General features: G+C 46.1%; 14 protein-coding genes. 9 read left to right on the top strand and 5 right to left on the bottom strand.

Going from position 1 to position 17,191, the window contains the following annotated elements; genetic code table 11:
• Positions 1-257, top strand: a 257-nt coding sequence (locus BGP75_RS27315) for a hypothetical protein (RefSeq protein ID WP_233152809.1), incomplete at its 5' end; no start/stop codon positions are given.
• A 9-nt stretch (positions 258-266) separates the two neighbouring features.
• On the opposite strand, the gene BGP75_RS00595 is transcribed toward BGP75_RS27315, so the two are convergent.
• Positions 267-1,445: a GGDEF domain-containing protein gene (locus tag BGP75_RS00595; RefSeq protein WP_076713990.1), complete on the bottom strand. Its 1,179-nt coding sequence runs from the start codon at positions 1,443-1,445 to the stop codon at positions 267-269.
• Between the two features lie 813 nt (positions 1,446-2,258).
• Between BGP75_RS00595 and BGP75_RS27310 the strand changes: the two genes are divergently transcribed.
• Positions 2,259-2,843 (top strand): DNA-J related domain-containing protein, encoded by a 585-nt coding sequence (locus BGP75_RS27310; RefSeq protein ID WP_076713988.1) that lies wholly within the window; start codon positions 2,259-2,261, stop codon positions 2,841-2,843.
• 157 nt (positions 2,844-3,000) lie between these two features.
• Here the strand turns inward: BGP75_RS27310 and BGP75_RS00585 are convergent, their stop codons facing one another.
• A complete protein-coding gene (locus tag BGP75_RS00585; protein ID WP_233152808.1) occupies positions 3,001-3,888 on the bottom strand; it encodes a DMT family transporter in 888 nt (295 codons plus the stop codon).
• A gap of 288 nt (positions 3,889-4,176) precedes the next feature.
• Between BGP75_RS00585 and BGP75_RS00580 the strand changes: the two genes are divergently transcribed.
• Entirely contained in the window at positions 4,177-5,391 is a 1,215-nt protein-coding gene (locus tag BGP75_RS00580; protein WP_076713984.1) for an HD-GYP domain-containing protein, read from the top strand.
• Between the two features lie 58 nt (positions 5,392-5,449).
• On the opposite strand, the gene BGP75_RS00575 is transcribed toward BGP75_RS00580, so the two are convergent.
• Positions 5,450-5,761, bottom strand: a complete 312-nt coding sequence (locus BGP75_RS00575; protein ID WP_076713982.1) for a hypothetical protein — start codon at positions 5,759-5,761, stop codon at positions 5,450-5,452.
• A gap of 736 nt (positions 5,762-6,497) precedes the next feature.
• Here BGP75_RS00575 and xdhA point away from each other — a divergent pair.
• The 4 genes from xdhA to guaD all read left to right on the top strand — a co-directional run bounded on the left by xdhA (position 6,498) and on the right by guaD (position 12,625).
• Positions 6,498-7,973, top strand: a complete 1,476-nt coding sequence (gene xdhA / locus BGP75_RS00565) for a xanthine dehydrogenase small subunit (protein ID WP_076713978.1) — start codon at positions 6,498-6,500, stop codon at positions 7,971-7,973.
• Positions 7,966-10,380, top strand: coding sequence for a xanthine dehydrogenase molybdopterin binding subunit (gene xdhB, locus BGP75_RS00560; protein WP_076713976.1), 2,415 nt, complete (start codon positions 7,966-7,968; stop codon positions 10,378-10,380). Before xdhA ends, xdhB begins: the two co-directional genes overlap by 8 nt.
• Before the next feature lie 12 nt (positions 10,381-10,392).
• Positions 10,393-11,250, top strand: coding sequence for a xanthine dehydrogenase accessory protein XdhC (gene xdhC, locus BGP75_RS00555; protein WP_233152807.1), 858 nt, complete (start codon positions 10,393-10,395; stop codon positions 11,248-11,250).
• Positions 11,251-11,317: 67 nt separating this feature from the next.
• On the top strand, positions 11,318-12,625 hold the full coding sequence (guaD, locus tag BGP75_RS00550; protein ID WP_076713971.1) for a guanine deaminase: 1,308 nt from the start codon (positions 11,318-11,320) through the stop codon (positions 12,623-12,625).
• A gap of 136 nt (positions 12,626-12,761) precedes the next feature.
• Here the strand turns inward: guaD and BGP75_RS00545 are convergent, their stop codons facing one another.
• Positions 12,762-13,490 carry a GntR family transcriptional regulator gene (locus BGP75_RS00545; protein ID WP_076713968.1) on the bottom strand — a complete coding sequence of 243 codons (729 nt, stop codon included), beginning with the start codon at positions 13,488-13,490 and terminating at the stop codon, positions 12,762-12,764.
• Positions 13,491-14,049: 559 nt separating this feature from the next.
• Here BGP75_RS00545 and BGP75_RS00540 point away from each other — a divergent pair.
• Positions 14,050-15,339, top strand: a complete 1,290-nt coding sequence (locus BGP75_RS00540; protein WP_198939245.1) for an NCS2 family permease — start codon at positions 14,050-14,052, stop codon at positions 15,337-15,339.
• A gap of 150 nt (positions 15,340-15,489) precedes the next feature.
• Positions 15,490-16,140: a LysE family translocator gene (locus BGP75_RS00535; protein ID WP_076713964.1), complete on the top strand. Its 651-nt coding sequence runs from the start codon at positions 15,490-15,492 to the stop codon at positions 16,138-16,140.
• 25 nt (positions 16,141-16,165) lie between these two features.
• Here BGP75_RS00535 and BGP75_RS00530 read toward each other — a convergent pair whose 3' ends face one another.
• Entirely contained in the window at positions 16,166-16,948 is a 783-nt protein-coding gene (locus BGP75_RS00530; protein WP_076713962.1) for a 3-hydroxybutyrate dehydrogenase, read from the bottom strand.
• Positions 16,949-17,191 lie beyond the last annotated feature (243 nt).

The following is a 17,191-nucleotide window of genomic DNA, read 5'->3' as shown; positions in this document are numbered from 1 at the left end:
ATCGCGCCAATCTCGAAGTCAACTGTTTATTTCAGCCGGTTGATTCAGTCATTCACCTCGGTGAGATCTTCAATCAACCGCTGCAAAACCTGATGCTGCTTGGGTTTTGCCGGACTTCTATTGCCGCCTTCAGCGACAACGTGGGGGCGTATTCTACAGCCCCCGTTCAGAGAGTCAACAGACTCTTTGAATATTTTTCAACATTCAAAGTTAGATGCGGACCACCAAATAGTTTACTGTCCTGCTCTCTATTCTAAACCTGCAACTCAGCTACGGACAATAGTGCAATTACGTCCGGCTTCCTTCGCCTGGTAAAGCGCTTCATCAGTCTTACTTAGCGTACTTTCCAATGAGTCATTATCATTGAACTCCGTAATGCCAATGCTTACTGTAAAAAACAGAGGTTCGCCACTTACCGTGGGCAGTGGTAGCCGGTGATTAGCATCATGTATCCTCTCGGCCAATATTGTTGCATCTTCCGCACTGGTTTCCGGCAAAATAACTATAAACTCTTCACCTCCATAACGGGCGAGTATATCGGAGCCACGAGTCTGTTCACGTATTATCTGGGAAAAGCGTTGTAAAACGCGATCTCCCATACCATGACCATAGCAATCATTGATTTGTTTGAAATAGTCCATATCCAGCATCATCAAAGAAGACGACCTTCCATGACGCTGATGACGCTTCTTTTCATGTTCAAGAAGTTTCATCAAAGTACGACGGTTCAGTAGCCCTGTTAAAGGATCAGTAATTGACTGGTGGTGCATTTTTAACTCGATATGAAGCTGTGACAACTGCGCCCAGATCGCCACCCCCATGATCAGACATAACAGCCAAAGATGACCTAACCCCCTAATGGTGAAGAGTGTGTTATTGGACAATTCATCTAACGAAAGTAAAACAATCGTAAAGCTGGCAAGCCCGATCCCCTCGGATAAAGTCAACGGAAAGATACTATGCATAGCAATGATCAATAATGGCAAAAAGGTATAACAAATAAGCAATTCGGAGTCAGATACGGATCCCAAAATCCACTGTGTAGATATGTGAAAGAGAGAAGGCAAAATCATCAGCAGGATCAATCTGACCCTGGCCTGCAACATGGAACAGCGATCAGAGGGCAAAATCCATAGAAACATTAACAACAACGCAAAAAGTATACGTGCACAAACCATTGGCAAAAAATGGTCATCTTCAAGAATAAGGTAATCTATTGGTATCCACATTGGTGTCAGAAAAGTGAACATACCTGCCAGCAAGCGCACTCGACTGTCGATATATTGAGCGCGTATTTCACTGAAGTCACGGGCGTGGTAACGACTGCTTATCAACGAATCCAGGTGTAATTTTTTATAGAGAGCAAGCCAGGGTGCAAACAGGTGGAGTATGCTCTGACTGAGGCGTTTAAATAACACCTCGGTATCCAGGTGGCTGGAAATCATTTGCCCTACTCCCCCAATAACTCGGCTGGGTTAAAAAAATCACTTAGACGTTACTAATATGAGAGGGATTATAAGCGGATTCAAACAGCTGTTCATTTGATCTAAGACAATTCGCTAGAGTTGACCAAAATACCTCAGAGATGATGGAAGAAGACGGGCTCAACTGTTACATCCTGGATATGCACTATGCCAGAAAGACCCAGTGGAAGTTATTGGTAACCATGTCAGAACAAGGTGAGGTCTCCGCGTATCAATATAAAGCGTAATACAGGGAGGTTGCTACGATTATGGCCTGAGTCCAACACTGGACTCACAAAATTCGAAGATCTTCCGCCACGCAAGGGTTATTTGGATTTTAGGTAGCCAGATCCAACTCTTGTACGCCAAAGAATGCTGAGTCCAGTCGTATTCGAGCACTTTTTACAATGCTTTCGGGTACAAATAATATATTCATTGGATCTCAGAATACCAGGCACATGATGACTGGCATTAACAAACCCTTCTTCATGTAATCGCAACAATCTATTGCTAAAAGTCTCAAGGTTGTGACAATCAGTCTTTCGGATGGGGTCCTTCTCTCCACCGTTAAGGTAACTCATCCCTCGCTCCCTTCACATTTATGCGAAATTTCAGTATAGACAAGGAAATTAAAAATCAAACTGAATGATTCTCAAGTCGTTAAGATAAAAAAACAGATGGCCTAAACTCAAAGTTAGGATTCGCGAGGGACTTCTTATACTCCATATAGTTGAAAAGTTGAAGCCCGACATCAGAAAATCATCATGAATTTGAAAAGGTACTAAACCAGAACATATGCCAATTAATCCTTTAACCGCAGCGTTGATCCCTATTTTGAGGGGTGCTTCTGCCAGCGTAAGCGAATATGCGCTGATCAGGATGATTGAACAATCAGGTTTCAGCTTCTCTTGTTCTGATCAAATGTCCAACGATTTGCAGCTTTTTCGTAAGCACTTTCTGACAATGAATGCACTCTATCAGTTACAGGAGCTATTCTGGGAAGAAGGTCTCAGATTGCAAATATCGGCCTTGGATATTTACCTTGAACCCATAGCCGACAAATCAGCCAACAGCTTACCGGGAACCTCCAGTGAGCAACCTCTCAGGGATTATTACCTTGATTGGAGTCAGTTCGAAAAAAACGGCGAGTCTGAGGTCAAATCCCTGCTCGACAGCTTCTGGAAGCGCTATTTTTCTGAAGACCGACGTTATGCGGCACTGACAGTTCTTGAGCTTTCTCCAAAAAGTGGCTGGCAAGAGATTCGGCGCGCTTATCGCCATCTCGCTGGCAAGCATCACCCCGATCGGGGAGGCGATCCTGAACGCTTTAAAGAAATACGAGAGGCATATGAGTTGCTGGCTTGTTGCCATGAGAAATAAAGTACACAGCTATTTTCAGAATCCAAAAGGCTTATAAAGGAATCTTAAGCAACAGCATGGAAGCATCTACTCTCATATTTCAACTACTGGTTATTCTGATCGCCGCTCGAGCCTCCGGAGACCTTATGGTGTTGCTGGGTTTTCCCAGCGTACTTGCTCAACGACTCCGCTCCTTCGCGTTACGAAGCGACAGCCAGGAATGCACAACGATAGCTCCAAGAATTGCAGTTCCTCCGACTAAAGTCATTGGTGGAACCTGTTCACTAAGTACCAGCCATACCCAAATCGGACCAAATACCGTCTCGATCAGTAAAAAAAGACTAACCTCAGGAGAGGATAAATAGCGGGTTGCGCTCATAATCAACACAGATGCTAAAGGAATTTGAACCAACCCCATTACGGCCAACCAAAAATAGTTGCTTTGGGCTAATTCAAAAGGTGCGCTAAAAGGAATCGCTATCACCATCATGACCAACCCGCTGATGGCAACCATTGGTGTTCGAGGTACTTCGGGATAACGCCTCATCAGCGTCAGCACAAGCCCCATGGATAAAGCCAATAGCAGCGCAAGCAGGTCACCAACCCAGTTTTCCAGTCCGAATGAGCCGGAAAATACAGTCACCACACCAGCCACCGATACGCCAATTGCAGCCCAGGTACGCGTATCAACCCGCTCACGTAAAAACAGCCAGGAGAAGAATGCTGCAAAAAATGAGCTGCTACTAAGAATGACCACCGTATTTGCGGTACTGGTATGAGAGATAGAAAGCACAAATAACGTCCCGTTGATCCCATATATGAATGCAATCAGCAACATCCCTTTCCAATAAGGACGCAGTTGTCCAAGATAATTATGCTTTCCTCCAGCCATCATGATTGCAAGCATAGACAGAGCCATCAGTGCTCCACGCCAAAACGTAACATCCCAGGGATCTACACCGGCAAGCCTTATCAGTAATGCATCAAAACTAAGCACAAGAACACCAGCCGCCGCCAGTTTGATTCCTTTGCTATGATCAATGGTTAGAGCAGTAGAAGTGGACACCACCATAAAACCTCAATTGACTGATAGGGGAAAACGAGAAACCAATTTGAACGGAGTGCGTAGAATACCGCGATCATACTTTCCTCATTCTCCAATCGCTAGCAAGCAGCTTACAATTTCATCCACTCAATAAACGGGTTAGCTTGACTGAAATAGCACCAGATAACCCAATCCACCAGTGTACTTTGCAACAGGTTTCATAAACAGGAAAATTGACAAACAGCATTATCGATATTTCATACAAGGACGGGTATTCTCTTAACTACGATGCGACAGGGTTAAAAAAGAATGCTTAAGAAAGTACAGCCTCACCAGCTCCGATGCGGAATGCATCTGGAAAAATTATATGGCCCCTGGGTCAAACACCCTTTCTGGCGTAAATCGTTTCTTTTGACAAATCCCAAAGACATCAAGAAAATCCTTGATAGTGGTGTTGAGCAAATTCTGATTGATACTTCAAAAGGTTTGGATGTAGAGAATATCCCTGAAAAGCCTGACCCCCAAACACCCCCTCCCCCCTCTGAGCCCAAACCAACAGAGACCAAATCAACCTTAAACAAACCAACGAGTTTGTCGGCTGAACGAGCTCGAGCAAAGCTTATATGTGATCAGTCGCGGGAAGCTGTCGAATCCATGTTTCAGGAAGCCAGAATGGGCAAAGCCATTAGTGCCGAAAGAGCTCGCCCATTAGTCGATGAAATATCCTCTTCTGTCATGCGCAACAGAGAAGCATTAATTAGTATTGCGAGACTAAAAACACGAGATGACTATACCTATATGCACTCCGTGGCCGTTTGCGCACTGATGGTAGCATTAGCCCAAGAACTGGAATTAGATGAAGAGCAAACAAACGAGGCCGGAATTGGTGGCCTCATGCACGACCTGGGTAAAGGCTTAATGCCCCTCGACGTTCTGAACAAACCAGGCAAGCTGACCGACAATGAATTCCGTATTATGAAAACCCACCCTCAAAAAGGCTATGACTTACTTCTTGAGGCGGGTACTAACAGTGAAGCAACTCTCGATATTATCCTGCATCATCATGAAAAAGTAGATGGTAGCGGCTATCCCAAAGGCTTGAGTGGTGAAGCCATTTCACCGCTTTCCCGCATGAGTGCAATCTGCGATGTTTACGATGCCATCACTTCAGACCGCCCCTACAAGTCCGGCTGGGACCCGGCTGTTTCTGTAAAACGCATGGCATCCTGGAAAGGCCACTTCGACGAGCATATGTTTAAAGCTTTTGTTAAAAGTATCGGAATTTATCCAGTAGGCTCCCTGGTCAGGCTCGAATCAGAAAAACTGGGCGTGGTACTTGAGAAAGGCAACGGTTCTCTGCTAACTCCCAGAGTACGCACTTTTTACTCGGCAAAATCCAAGGAGCAGATACCAGCAAAAACAGTAGACCTAAACTCTCCCCGATGCCAGGATCGCATTATAAGTGTTGAAGACCCTCAGAAATGGGGTTTTCGTAACCTGGAAAACCTGTGGCTGGAAAAATAGTCATCGCCACAGGACAAAACCCCTAGTAGAAGTATAGAGTTCTAGAGGCTGCAGAACCCTAACCAGTCAAATCAAACTCTGCCGGAGGCATGTGCTCAGCTTCTGGCACAGATTTATCAGCCTCTGGCGATGCATTTATTTCGTACTCACTCCAAACTCCATTCCGACACCTTACATAAATAGCCTTAGTGACGCCTGCGCCAACTAGATAACTTTCCAACTGCCTTCTCATCTCACGAGTGAAAGAACCTGACAAATTACAAATATTCACGGTACTGGGAGACAGCCATTGAACTGTACACTGGCTATCATATGGATCTCCAACGGCGCGACAGAACTTAATGGTTTCTACCAAAGACTGAACGATCATGAAGGACCTCCTCAGGAGTCGTTACTGAATCAACTAGCCCGTCTGTATGCGCCTTCCCTTTCATTGAAATGATCATCTACAGAGACAGATAAAACCACTTCTTAGAATCAGCCTGATTGTCAACGGATAGTTGTTTAACGGATATGTACTAGACAAATAGTTACTAAACGGATAACTGTTTGGTAAAAAATTGCTCAATTGCAGGGATAATTTCACAGAGCGCCCCACCAGAGGAGCATATACATAGACAGCCTGCCCAGAATTCAACAGGGAAATGCCAATATGATTCTGGTTCGCGGTGGAAGCAGTTAAAGAAATACTTGCCTGAAGCAACACTGAAAATGCGATCAGCAAGAAAATAGCAGCCAATAGTCCTTGAGCTGAATGAATCGGCATATTGATCCCTTCTACTCCTTTATCTATGAAAGACTCAGCAATTATATAGCTGCCAGCATATTCCATACCATTGGAAATTAGAGCCAGCTTATCAACAAGTTACTTCGCAACAATATTCGCCACACAACTTTGGATGTAAAAATATCTGACGCAAAAGAGAACAGAATCAGGGCACTGCTAATCATTTTTACGGTCTCTCTTGTTATGCAAGATATCCCTGAAATAAATATTTTCTGACTCTTTAGTCAGCTTTTGTTGACTTTTGGGTCTAGTTTTATTTTAATCTACTGTATACGATTTTTTACTAAAATAAATACAAAGCCAGAAAGGAGGTCTTCCCTTGATCAGGTTCCTACTCAATCGTGAGCTAAAGGAAGAGCAAGACATCGACCCCAATATGACAGTGCTCAACTACCTGCGTAATCACGCAGCAAAACCTGGCACCAAAGAAGGCTGTGCCTCAGGTGATTGTGGTGCCTGCACAGTTGTATTGGCGGAGCTGAAGGAAAGCTCACCAACGCCGACGCTTGAATACAAAAGCATTAACTCTTGCCTTACTTTTGTCTCAGCTTTACAGGGAAAGCAACTGATAACGGTTGAAGACCTGAAACATCAAAACAAACTGCACCCTGCCCAACAATCGATGGTCGATTGTCACGGCTCCCAATGCGGGTTCTGCACGCCAGGGTTTGTCATGTCGATGTTCGCTTTAGGCAAAAATATTGGCACTCCGGAAAAAGAAGATATACAAGAGGCCTTGGCTGGAAATCTTTGCCGCTGTACCGGGTATCGTCCAATTATCGACGCTGCAAATGCGATGTTTGATGACAGCCTGTATTCAGATGCAGCATCAGATAAGTTTGATCGTGATGAACAAAAGACCATTACCGATTTACAGCGAATTCGCGAGTACCAAATAAACGAATCAGCGAGCCTGAATCAAGGTAACAAATCCAGCTTTAATCCTCGCAATATTGATGAACTTGCAGACCTTTATGTACAGTATCCACACGCTCGCCTGCTTGCTGGAGGAACTGACCTTGCTCTGGAAGTAACACAGATGCACCGTGAGTTAGAGATCTTGATCTACCTAGGTGACATTGATGAATTAAAACAGATCAATGTGGACAGCAAACAAATTGAGCTGGGGGCAGCCGCTTCTCTCACCCGCTGTTACGAATCACTCTGTGGAGATTATCCCGATTTTGGAGAATTGTTACACCGTTTTGCTTCATTACAAATCCGCAATCAGGGAACGCTAGGAGGCAATATCGGCAATGCTTCTCCCATTGGCGATTCCCCACCAGCCCTTATTGCCCTAGGTGCTCAGATAGTACTCCGTAAAGGTACCGAGACCCGAACGTTAAAATTAGAAGACTATTTTATCGATTACAAAGTCACAGCCCAGCAGGAATCTGAGTTTATAGAAAAGGTTATTCTGCCTCGTGCTGCTCAAAATGGTGAATTCCGCAGCTACAAGATATCCAAGCGACTGGATGACGATATCTCAGCAGTCTTAGCCTGTTTTAACATCACCATTAAGCAAGGTCAGGTAAAGGACGCCATTATTGCATTTGGCGGCATGGCCGCAATACCCAAGCGAGCAAATCTCTGCGAACAGGCATTAATTGGCAAGGAATGGAATCAAAAAACGCTGGAGCAGGCCGTCGCTGCATTAAAAGAGGATTTTGCTCCTATCGATGATTTCCGCGCCACTAAAGAATATCGAATGCTTACTGCTCAAAACCTATTGCGCCGCTACTTTATCGAGATCGAGTCGCCAGAAGTAGAAACACGGGTAACTGCTTATGTCTAATCACAATACGAACAAAATGACCCCTGAAGAAATGCTGGAATTAGCTAAGCAGGATCTGAAAACGGGTGTGGGACGCAGCGTCAAACATGAAAGTGCTGCTAAACAGGTCAGCGGCGAAGCAGTCTATATTGATGACCGGTTGGAATTCCCCAACCAACTTCATGTATATGCTCGCATGTCTGAACGAGCCCATGCCAGGATCACTAAACTGGATGTCAGTCCTTGCTACGAATTTTCTGGCGTTGCTATTGCAATTACCGCTCAGGATGTTCCGGGACAATTGGATATTGGGGCAGTCCTTCCCGGCGATCCGCTGCTGGCCGACGGTTTAGTTGAATTTGTCGGCCAGCCGGTACTTGCCGTTGCAGCCGATGATCAGGAAACAGCTCGTAAAGCAGCCATGGCTGCAATTGTTGAATATGAAGATCTAACCCCGGTACTGACGGTCGAAGAAGCCTTGGAAAAAGGCAACTACGTTAGTGAAAGCCATACCCATAAACGGGGCGATTCAGAAACAGCTCTGCTCAATGCCAAGCACCGCGCTCAAGGCTCTGTGCATATTGGTGGTCAAGAACACTTTTATCTGGAGACTCAGATTTCCTCTGTTGTACCCACTGAAGACGGTGGCATGATTGTTTACACCTCTACCCAAAATCCCACCGAAGTTCAAAAACTGGTAGCGGAGGTTCTCGGAGTACCCTTTAACAAAGTTGTTATTGATATGCGCCGCATGGGCGGCGGCTTTGGAGGTAAAGAAACCCAGGCAGCGGGTCCTGCTTGTATTTCTGCTGTAATCGCCAAACTGACAGGTCGTCCGACCAAAATGCGCCTGCCTCGGATGGAAGATATGATGATGACAGGAAAACGTCATCCCTTCTTCAACAGCTATGATGTCGGGTTTGATGATGAGGGTCGTCTCACCGGTGTGGAAATGAAACTCGCAGGAAACTGCGGCTATTCCCCTGACCTATCCAATTCGATCGTCGACAGGGCGATGTTCCACTCAGATAACGGTTATTATTTAGGCGATGCAACCGTCACAGGAATTCGTTGCAAGACCAACCTTGCCTCTAATACCGCCTATCGTGGTTTTGGTGGGCCTCAGGGTCTGATAACCCCGGAGATTATTCTTGATGATATTGCCCGTCGTCTTGGAAAAGATCCGTTGGAAGTCCGTAAAGCAAACCTTTACGGTGAAGAGGGTCGCAACATCACGCATTATTACCAGACCGTGGAAGATAATCAGCTGCCGGAGATGATTGCCGAACTGGAAACCAGTAGTGATTATCAGCAGCGCAGAGAAGAGATCAGTGCTTATAACCGAAACAGTCCAGTGCTGAAAAAAGGCTTAGCACTAACACCGGTTAAGTTCGGCATCTCTTTCACAGCAACCTTCCTGAATCAGGCGGGTGCACTGATCCATATCTATACCGACGGTAGTATTCACCTGAATCATGGTGGTACTGAAATGGGTCAGGGGCTGAATACTAAGGTTGCCCAAATTGTAGCTGAAGAGTTTCAGGTAGATATAAATACCATCCAGTGCACCGCAACCAATACTGACAAGGTACCGAACACATCACCAACCGCCGCTTCTTCTGGTGCAGACCTTAACGGTAAGGCCGCTCAAAATGCAGCACAAACGATTAAAAAGCGTCTAGTGGAATTTGCTGCCAACCACTTTAAGGTAACTGAAGAAGACGTTAGTTTCAGCAATAACCACGTGTTGATTCGTGATGAAATTCTGCCTTTTGCTGAATTTATTCAGTTGGCTTATTTTCATCAGATATCGCTGTCAAGCACCGGCTTCTATCGAACGCCCAAGATTTATTACGATCGTGACCAGGCCCGTGGCCGGCCATTCTACTATTTTGCTTATGGTGCCGCCTGTTCAGAAGTCATCATTGATACGCTGACTGGCGAATATAAAATTCTGCGAGCGGACATTCTTCATGATGTCGGGGCTTCCCTTAATCCCGCCATCGATATAGGCCAGATTGAAGGTGCATTTGTGCAGGGTGCGGGCTGGCTTACCAGTGAAGAATTGGTCTGGAACAAGCAAGGTCGGTTGATGACCAGCGGACCTGCCGGCTATAAAATTCCAGCCATCGCAGATATGCCGATAGATTTCAGAACACAGCTTGTGGAAAACCGCAAGAACCAGGAAGACACTGTTTTCCACTCTAAGGCAGTGGGTGAACCTCCATTTATGTTAGGTATCTCTGTGTTTTGTGCCATTAAGGATGCCATAGCCAGTGTTGCAGACTACCGTGTCAGTCCCGCAATTGATGCTCCAGCAACGCCTGAACGGGTTCTTTGGGCCGTTGAAGCTTTAAAGCAAGAAAAATCATCCAATCAAAGCGTTTTATCAGAACATACTGAAACCACGGAACCGGTACCCGCTTAGGAGGTATTCACAGTGAGCAAAAGTATGAGCACCAGCAACTGGATTCAAGCTCTGTCAGAGCTGGATCAGCAAGACACTCCGGCGGTACTGGTAACCATAGTCGAGCAACGGGGCTCCACGCCTCGTAACAACGGCAGCAAGATGGTGGTTACAGAGGATAGCTGCTTCGATACCATTGGAGGTGGCCACCTTGAGTATAAGGCAACCAAAATAGCCCGTCAGATGTTGACAGACAATGACCAGCAATCACGGATGGAGAGCTTCTCCCTGGGTGCCAGTCTGGGTCAGTGTTGTGGTGGTGCTCATACATTACTCTTTGAACCTGTTGGCGGAGCAAGATTGAATATTGCCGTGTTTGGTGCCGGTCATATAGGTCGCGCACTGATTCCGATTCTTGCCTCTTTACCCTGCAACTTGCGCTGGATTGACTCTCGGGAACAAGAGTTTCCTGAGCAAATTCCGAACGGGGTAAAGAAGATAGTCAACGAGTACCCGGTGGATGAAATTGATGATATGCCAGAAGGCAGCTACTTCATCGTCATGACTCACAACCACCAGTTGGATCTTGAGCTGACTGAAAAGATTCTGAAGCGCGGTGATTTTTCCCATTATGGACTGATCGGCTCAACAACCAAACGTAAGAAATTTGAGCATAGGTTAAAGGCCAAAGGTTTTTCACCCGACACCATCGATCGAATGGTCTGCCCTATGGGAGTAGCTGCGGTCAAAGGCAAGCTTCCAGCAGAAATCGCTATTTCAATCGCAGCGGAAATCGTTTCTTTGTACAACTGTGATTTTGGTAAAAAAACAACCACACATCAAAAAGATAAACAAACCAAGGCTCCAAAGGTCAGTCGCTTAGCCTGCTAGCCTTGCAGCTGACAAACATTCGCTTTTTGGCGTCAACCTTTTACAACAAATACGAGCATTAAAGATCATGACTCAGCCCACTAAGGCCGTTCGCGGTTCTATCATTCACAGTCTTGGCGACCCAGCTGTGGTCGGTATTGAAAACTCCCATGAATATTTCGAAGACGGTCTGTTGGTTATTGAGAACGGTCAGGTATCCCGTGTAGGTCCCGCCGAAGCTCTATTGAAGGATCTGCCTGCTGAGATTGACATTACTGAATATCGGGATTCATTGATCATGCCCGGTTTCGTTGATACCCATATACATTACCCTCAGACCGGCATGATCGCATCCTATGGCGAGCAGTTACTGGATTGGCTGAATAACTACACATTTCCAAACGAAAAACTGTTCGAGAATAAGGCCCACGCGGATGAAGTTGCCGACATCTTTGTGCAGGAACTGCTTCGCAACGGCACAACGACAGCTCTGGTTTTCGGCACGGTGCACAAGCAGTCGGTCGATGCCTTTTTTGAGGTAGCACAGCAAAAAAACCTGCGTATGATTGCTGGTAAAGTGCTGATGGACCGTAACGCACCGGATTACTTGCTCGACAGTGCAGAATCCGGCTATCAGGATAGTAAAGCACTGATAGAAAAGTGGCACGGTCAGGATCGCCTGCACTATGCAGTAACTCCCCGATTTGCTCCGACCTGTTCCGATGAGCAGTTGGCAGTTGCAGGTCAGCTTTTAAAAGAGTACCCCGATCTCTATATGCACACCCACCTTTCGGAAAACAAGGACGAAATTGAGTGGGTAAAATCCCTGTTCCCGGAACGAACCGGCTACCTGGATGTGTATGACCACTTTGACTTACTGGGAGAGCGCTCAGTCCTGGCGCATGGAGTACATCTATGTGATGACGAATGCCAGCGTATAGCAGAAACTGACTCTGCTATCGCCTTCTGCCCGACTTCCAATTTGTTTTTAGGCAGCGGACTCTTCAATCTCCCTCAGGCAGAAAAGTATAAAATGAAGGTGGGACTGGGGACTGATGTCGGAGCAGGCACCAGTTTCTCGATACTACAAACCCTCAACGAAGCCTATAAGGTTATGCAGCTTCAGGGTGAAAAGCTCAGTTGCTTCAAATCACTGTACTTAGCAACCCTAGGTGGAGCCAGAGCACTCAAACTGGAAGACAAAATTGGCAGTTTCCAAACTGGAAATGATGCTGACTTCGTAGTCCTGGACTACCGCTGCACTCCCCTAATGAGCTATCGGATGGACCAGGTGAAATCATTGGAAGAGCGTTTATTCGTATTGATGACGCTTGGAGACGACAGAGCCGTGCAGGAAACCTATGCCGCCGGTCAATCTGTATATCAGCGCGGGTAGTAGCAACCAACGCCAAAAGGGGTCACCTATGCTGCTGGCAGGAATCCGCCGGCAGCATGAAAAGCGTGGAATTCTATAGCCAAGTCAGAACCAAAGTCAGACCGGAGCTGAAGTTAGCTTATTGCTGTTCTAGTCGTTATTGTTTTCCGACCAAGTGAGAGAAAACTGCGTGCAGATCACCTGAAGCTGATTCACCATCCAGATTCAATTTAGCCTCAATATGATCCAAATGATGCATCATCAGATCCACCGCTTTCTTTTTGTTTCCAGACTCAATAGTGCGAAGCAGTTCGGTATGTTCATCATAAGAACAATGGTGCTTACCCCCACTCTCGTATTGAGCAATGATGAGAGATGTCTGTGAGACTAAACTGCGTTGAAAACTAAGCAACGGAGGATTATTTGCCATAGTCGCTAATCTCAGGTGAAACTCTCCGGAAAGACGAATGCCAGCTCCGCGATCACCCTGGGCAAAGCAAACCTGCTCTTCTTCGACAAGCTGCACCAGCTCGTTAATCTTTTCCGGCGTAGAATGCTCCACTGCTAATTCAGTGATAGCTTTTTCCACCACCCGGCGGGCCAAAAATATCTGTTTAGCCTCTTCAATACTTGGACTGGCAACAACTGCACCCCTGTTTGGGCGCAATACCACGACCTGCTCGTGCCCTAAACGCGAAAGAGCCCGGCGGATAATCGTGCGACTGACACCAAAAATTTCTCCCAGAGACTCTTCGCTCAGTTTGGTTCCTGGGGCGAGACGCTGCTCCAAAATAGCATCAAATATATGTGCATAGACAATGTCGTCTTGAGTCCCTTTGCGCTCGCCTGACTTTCGGGAAATTACACTATGTAAAGAATCGTTCATCAATTATTCAATCACTAAGCAAGTGGAAGTCAGAGGTCAAGAACAGCGTTCATCGCCTCGAAATACTATGAAAATAGTACACAAAGTGTCGAACATTGTACACAGACAGCAAAAACAACCCGATGGTCTGCTGGTTTTTAAATACTTTTTACACTCTAACGCCAGGTAACAGAGCTGATCCGAATGATAGCAATCTATTGGTGCACAATATCCGTCAATCCAAAAAACAGTAACTTATTGTTTTATTTATGCTTAAAATATCAAAAAGAAACAAATATCAAAAAAACCTGACTCCAGGGTTGATTTTTTTGTATACAATTGGATAATCAATATACGCACAACTTTTACAAATCATGTAACTGAGAGTGTGACAATCTGTCGAAATTCGGCACACAACTAGAGAAAGCCACACGAAAATAAGTATTCGGCTTTCAAATAACTCAACCCGATATGAGGAGCACAAGTTGTGGAGAGCATTCAACAAGAACAATCAGCTCACAACCTTGAGCAAGACCGCACTACTCAGGACCAAAGCACTGTAATTCAGGGCAAACGCGGAATCCTGGATCGCTTTTTTGAACTGCAAGAACACAAGACCAGCATAAAAACGGAACTGCTCGCAGGTCTTACTACCTTCGTGACGATGTCATATATCATCTTCGTGAACCCGAGCATTATGGCCAATGCCGGAATGGATCACGGAGCTGCTTTTGTAGCGACCTGTATTGGTGCCGCCTTAGGCTGTTTCTTAATGGGGCTCTATGCAAACTGGCCGGTGGGACTGGCTCCAGGTATGGGATTGAACGCCTTCTTCACCTATACAGTGGTTGGTGAAATGGGATACAAATGGGAAGTAGCCTTGGGTGCTGTTTTCTTATCCGGCATTATCTTCGTCTTCCTGAGTGTCTACAAGATACGTGAATGGCTACTAAACAGTATCCCCATGAGCCTCAGATTCGCGATGGGAGCCGGTGTCGGGCTATTTTTGGGCCTTATCGGTCTGAAAACTGCTGGTATCGTCGTTGATAACCCCGCGACCCTTCTGTCTATGGGTAGCTTTACTGAGCCAACAGTACTACTTGCCGCCATCTGTTTTCTGATGATTGCTGTACTCTCTCACCAGAAAATTTTCGGATCGGTCTTGATCGGTATTCTGGTTGTAACCTTTATCGGCTGGGCCCTGGGCTTGGTTGAGTATCAGGGAATTGTGTCCATGCCACCGAGCATGGCTCCGACTTTCATGGCTCTGGATATTTCAGCAGCTTTTGACGTGGCAATGATCAGCGTGATTCTGGCATTTCTGTTTGTCAACATGTTCGATACTGCAGGTACGCTGATGGGTGTTGCTCACCGGGCAAACCTGATTCGTCCTGACGGTTATATTCCAAACCTGAGCAAAGCGCTTAAGGCAGACAGTGTATCCAGCGTCGCTGGCGCTTTCTTTGGTGCTCCACCGGTTACCAGTTATGTAGAAAGTGCTTCCGGTGTCGCGGCTGGTGGTCGCACAGGCTTAACAGCTATCACTATCGGTGTTTTATTTGTCGCTGCCATGTTCCTGGCCCCCTTAGCAGGAATGATCCCGGCCTACGCAACAGCCGGCGCATTGATCTACGTTGCCATGCTAATGATGACCGGAATGTCCCACATTGAATGGGAAGACCTGAGCGATACCATTCCCGCTATTATCACCGTTGTGATGATGCCGCTGACGTTCTCCATTGCCAACGGCATTGCTCTCGGTTTTGTTACCTACGTAATTATGAAAGTATTCACCGGTAACGCCAGTAAGGTATCGATTAGTCTTTATGTGCTTGCAGCAGTATTTATCGGTAAGTTCATCTTCCTGTAAAATATGCTGATTTAGACGAGCTTGTTGCACAATAACCCAGGCTCCCTTAACCCAGGCCCCTTTTCTCAGGGGTCTTTTCTGTAGAAGCGTTTTTCCATTTCCGCCTTCAAGCCATTAACGGGACAAAACCCATCCATTAGAGGATTATTAATGTCATTTGAAACCTGGTTACTGTTTTGTTCTGCCTCTGTACTGGTAATTCTGGTGCCTGGGCCACTATCACTCCTGATGGTAGCCAACAGCCTCAACTACGGGATAAAAAGAAGCTATCCTGCTTTTCTGGGTGGTGTCAGCGCGTCGCTATTGTTGCTAATCGCTTCAGCGACAGGTTTGGGGGCACTGCTGCTGGCGTCAGAACAGCTATTCAGCCTGCTGAAGTATGCTGGGGCAGCCTATCTGATCTATCTGGGTTATCGAAGCTGGTGTGAAGCACAGCGGCATCGCAACGCCGAGTCAGAAAATAAAAACAACCCGAACACAACCCAGATATCAACGATCTCACCTGGTTTCAGATCGCTTTTCTGGCGTGCCTTTGGCTTGGGTATCAGTAACCCTAAGGATATCCTGTTTTTTGTTGCCTTTTTACCTCAGTTTATCAGCGCAGAACTTCCCTTTACCCAGCAGCTTCTGGTCATGGTAGCCAGCTGGACAGTATTGGATCTGGGATGCAAACTAATCTACGGCGGCAGTGCAAAACTGGTTGCCCCTGCCCTACAGTCTCATCGAGGTCAGAAAATATTCAATCGTTTTTGCGGTGGCCTGTTTATCAGCACAGGTGCCTCTGCGATGATACTGAAATAAAATTCTCCCGTTTTATCTGGACTGCTTATTGGGCAGTCCAGCCACCCTCTACAGGCAATGCCGCCCCGGTAATCGATGCGGCTGCCTCACTGCAGAGAAATACGGCCAGTTCACCGAGCTGCTCAACGGTAACAAACTTTTTTGTCGGCTGCGCTTTCAGCAACACATCCCTTTTGACCTCTTCTTCACTGATACCTCGAGCCATGGCTGTATCCGGTATCTGCTGTTCAACCAAAGGGGTTAAAACGTATCCTGGACAAATAGCATTCACGGTAACACCATATTCAGCAGCTTCTAACGCCACGGCTTTAGTTAATCCAACCAGCCCGTGTTTTGCAGCCACATAAGCCGACTTATAAGGGGAAGCAACCAAACCATGAGCCGAAGCCAGGTTAATAATTCGGCCCCAGCCCTGGGATTTCATACCTGCCAGTGTGTGCTTGATAGTGTGGAAAGAACTGGAAAGGTTTATTGCTAATATGGCCTCCCATTTGTCTTCAGGAAAATCCTCTATCGGCTGAACATGTTGAATTCCAGCGTTGTTAACAACAATATCAATCCGACCAAGCTCCTCGCGTGCCAGCTCAACCATTAGTTTGATTTCTTCCGCTTGAGTCATATCTGCATTGGAGTAAATAACCTTAACCCCATAACTGTCGATCAACTGCTTGCGAAGCCGGTCTATTTCTCTGGGATCACCGAACCCATTCAACATCACATTAATGCCAGCCTTGGCAAACGCCGTCGCAATTCCCAAGCCTATTCCGCTGGTTGATCCGGTTACAATAGCATTCCGCTGATATGTCATTGATTCGCCTGTTTATTAGTTTTGGTTTGTCATCGGCGCTAGATCAACACCTTAACGATATAGTTAGCCAGTAACGTGCCAATCACAGAAATTTTTAAAATATTAATAAATAACATATACTTAGAAAGAAAAGCAGTGATCATCCCAGGTGTTATGTCTGAGTATCCATACATTTTTATTTGGAACTGTTATTCAGTTATCCAGACATCTGTCTGATATACCAGACAAACCATCCGTATGAAT

The organism is Motiliproteus sp. MSK22-1, assembly GCF_001968815.1.
Taxonomy (GTDB): domain Bacteria; phylum Pseudomonadota; class Gammaproteobacteria; order Pseudomonadales; family Balneatricaceae; genus Motiliproteus.
This window is presented reverse-complemented; position numbering and strand designations above follow the sequence as displayed.

Bases quoted from the DNA above. Each gene is read 5' to 3' on its own strand.
- BGP75_RS00595 (WP_076713990.1), bottom strand. From the start codon at position 1,445: ATGATTTCCAGCCACCTGGATACCGAGGTGTTATTTAAACGCCTCAGT.
- BGP75_RS00530 (WP_076713962.1), bottom strand. From the start codon at position 16,948: ATGACATATCAGCGGAATGCTATTGTAACCGGATCAACCAGCGGAATA.
- BGP75_RS00575 (WP_076713982.1), bottom strand. From the start codon at position 5,761: ATGATCGTTCAGTCTTTGGTAGAAACCATTAAGTTCTGTCGCGCCGTT.
- guaD (WP_076713971.1), top strand. From the start codon at position 11,318: ATGACTCAGCCCACTAAGGCCGTTCGCGGTTCTATCATTCACAGTCTT.
- xdhB (WP_076713976.1), top strand. From the start codon at position 7,966: ATGTCTAATCACAATACGAACAAAATGACCCCTGAAGAAATGCTGGAA.
- BGP75_RS00580 (WP_076713984.1), top strand. From the start codon at position 4,177: ATGCTTAAGAAAGTACAGCCTCACCAGCTCCGATGCGGAATGCATCTG.
- BGP75_RS27310 (WP_076713988.1), top strand. From the start codon at position 2,259: ATGCCAATTAATCCTTTAACCGCAGCGTTGATCCCTATTTTGAGGGGT.
- BGP75_RS00545 (WP_076713968.1), bottom strand. From the start codon at position 13,490: ATGAACGATTCTTTACATAGTGTAATTTCCCGAAAGTCAGGCGAGCGC.
- BGP75_RS00535 (WP_076713964.1), top strand. From the start codon at position 15,490: ATGTCATTTGAAACCTGGTTACTGTTTTGTTCTGCCTCTGTACTGGTA.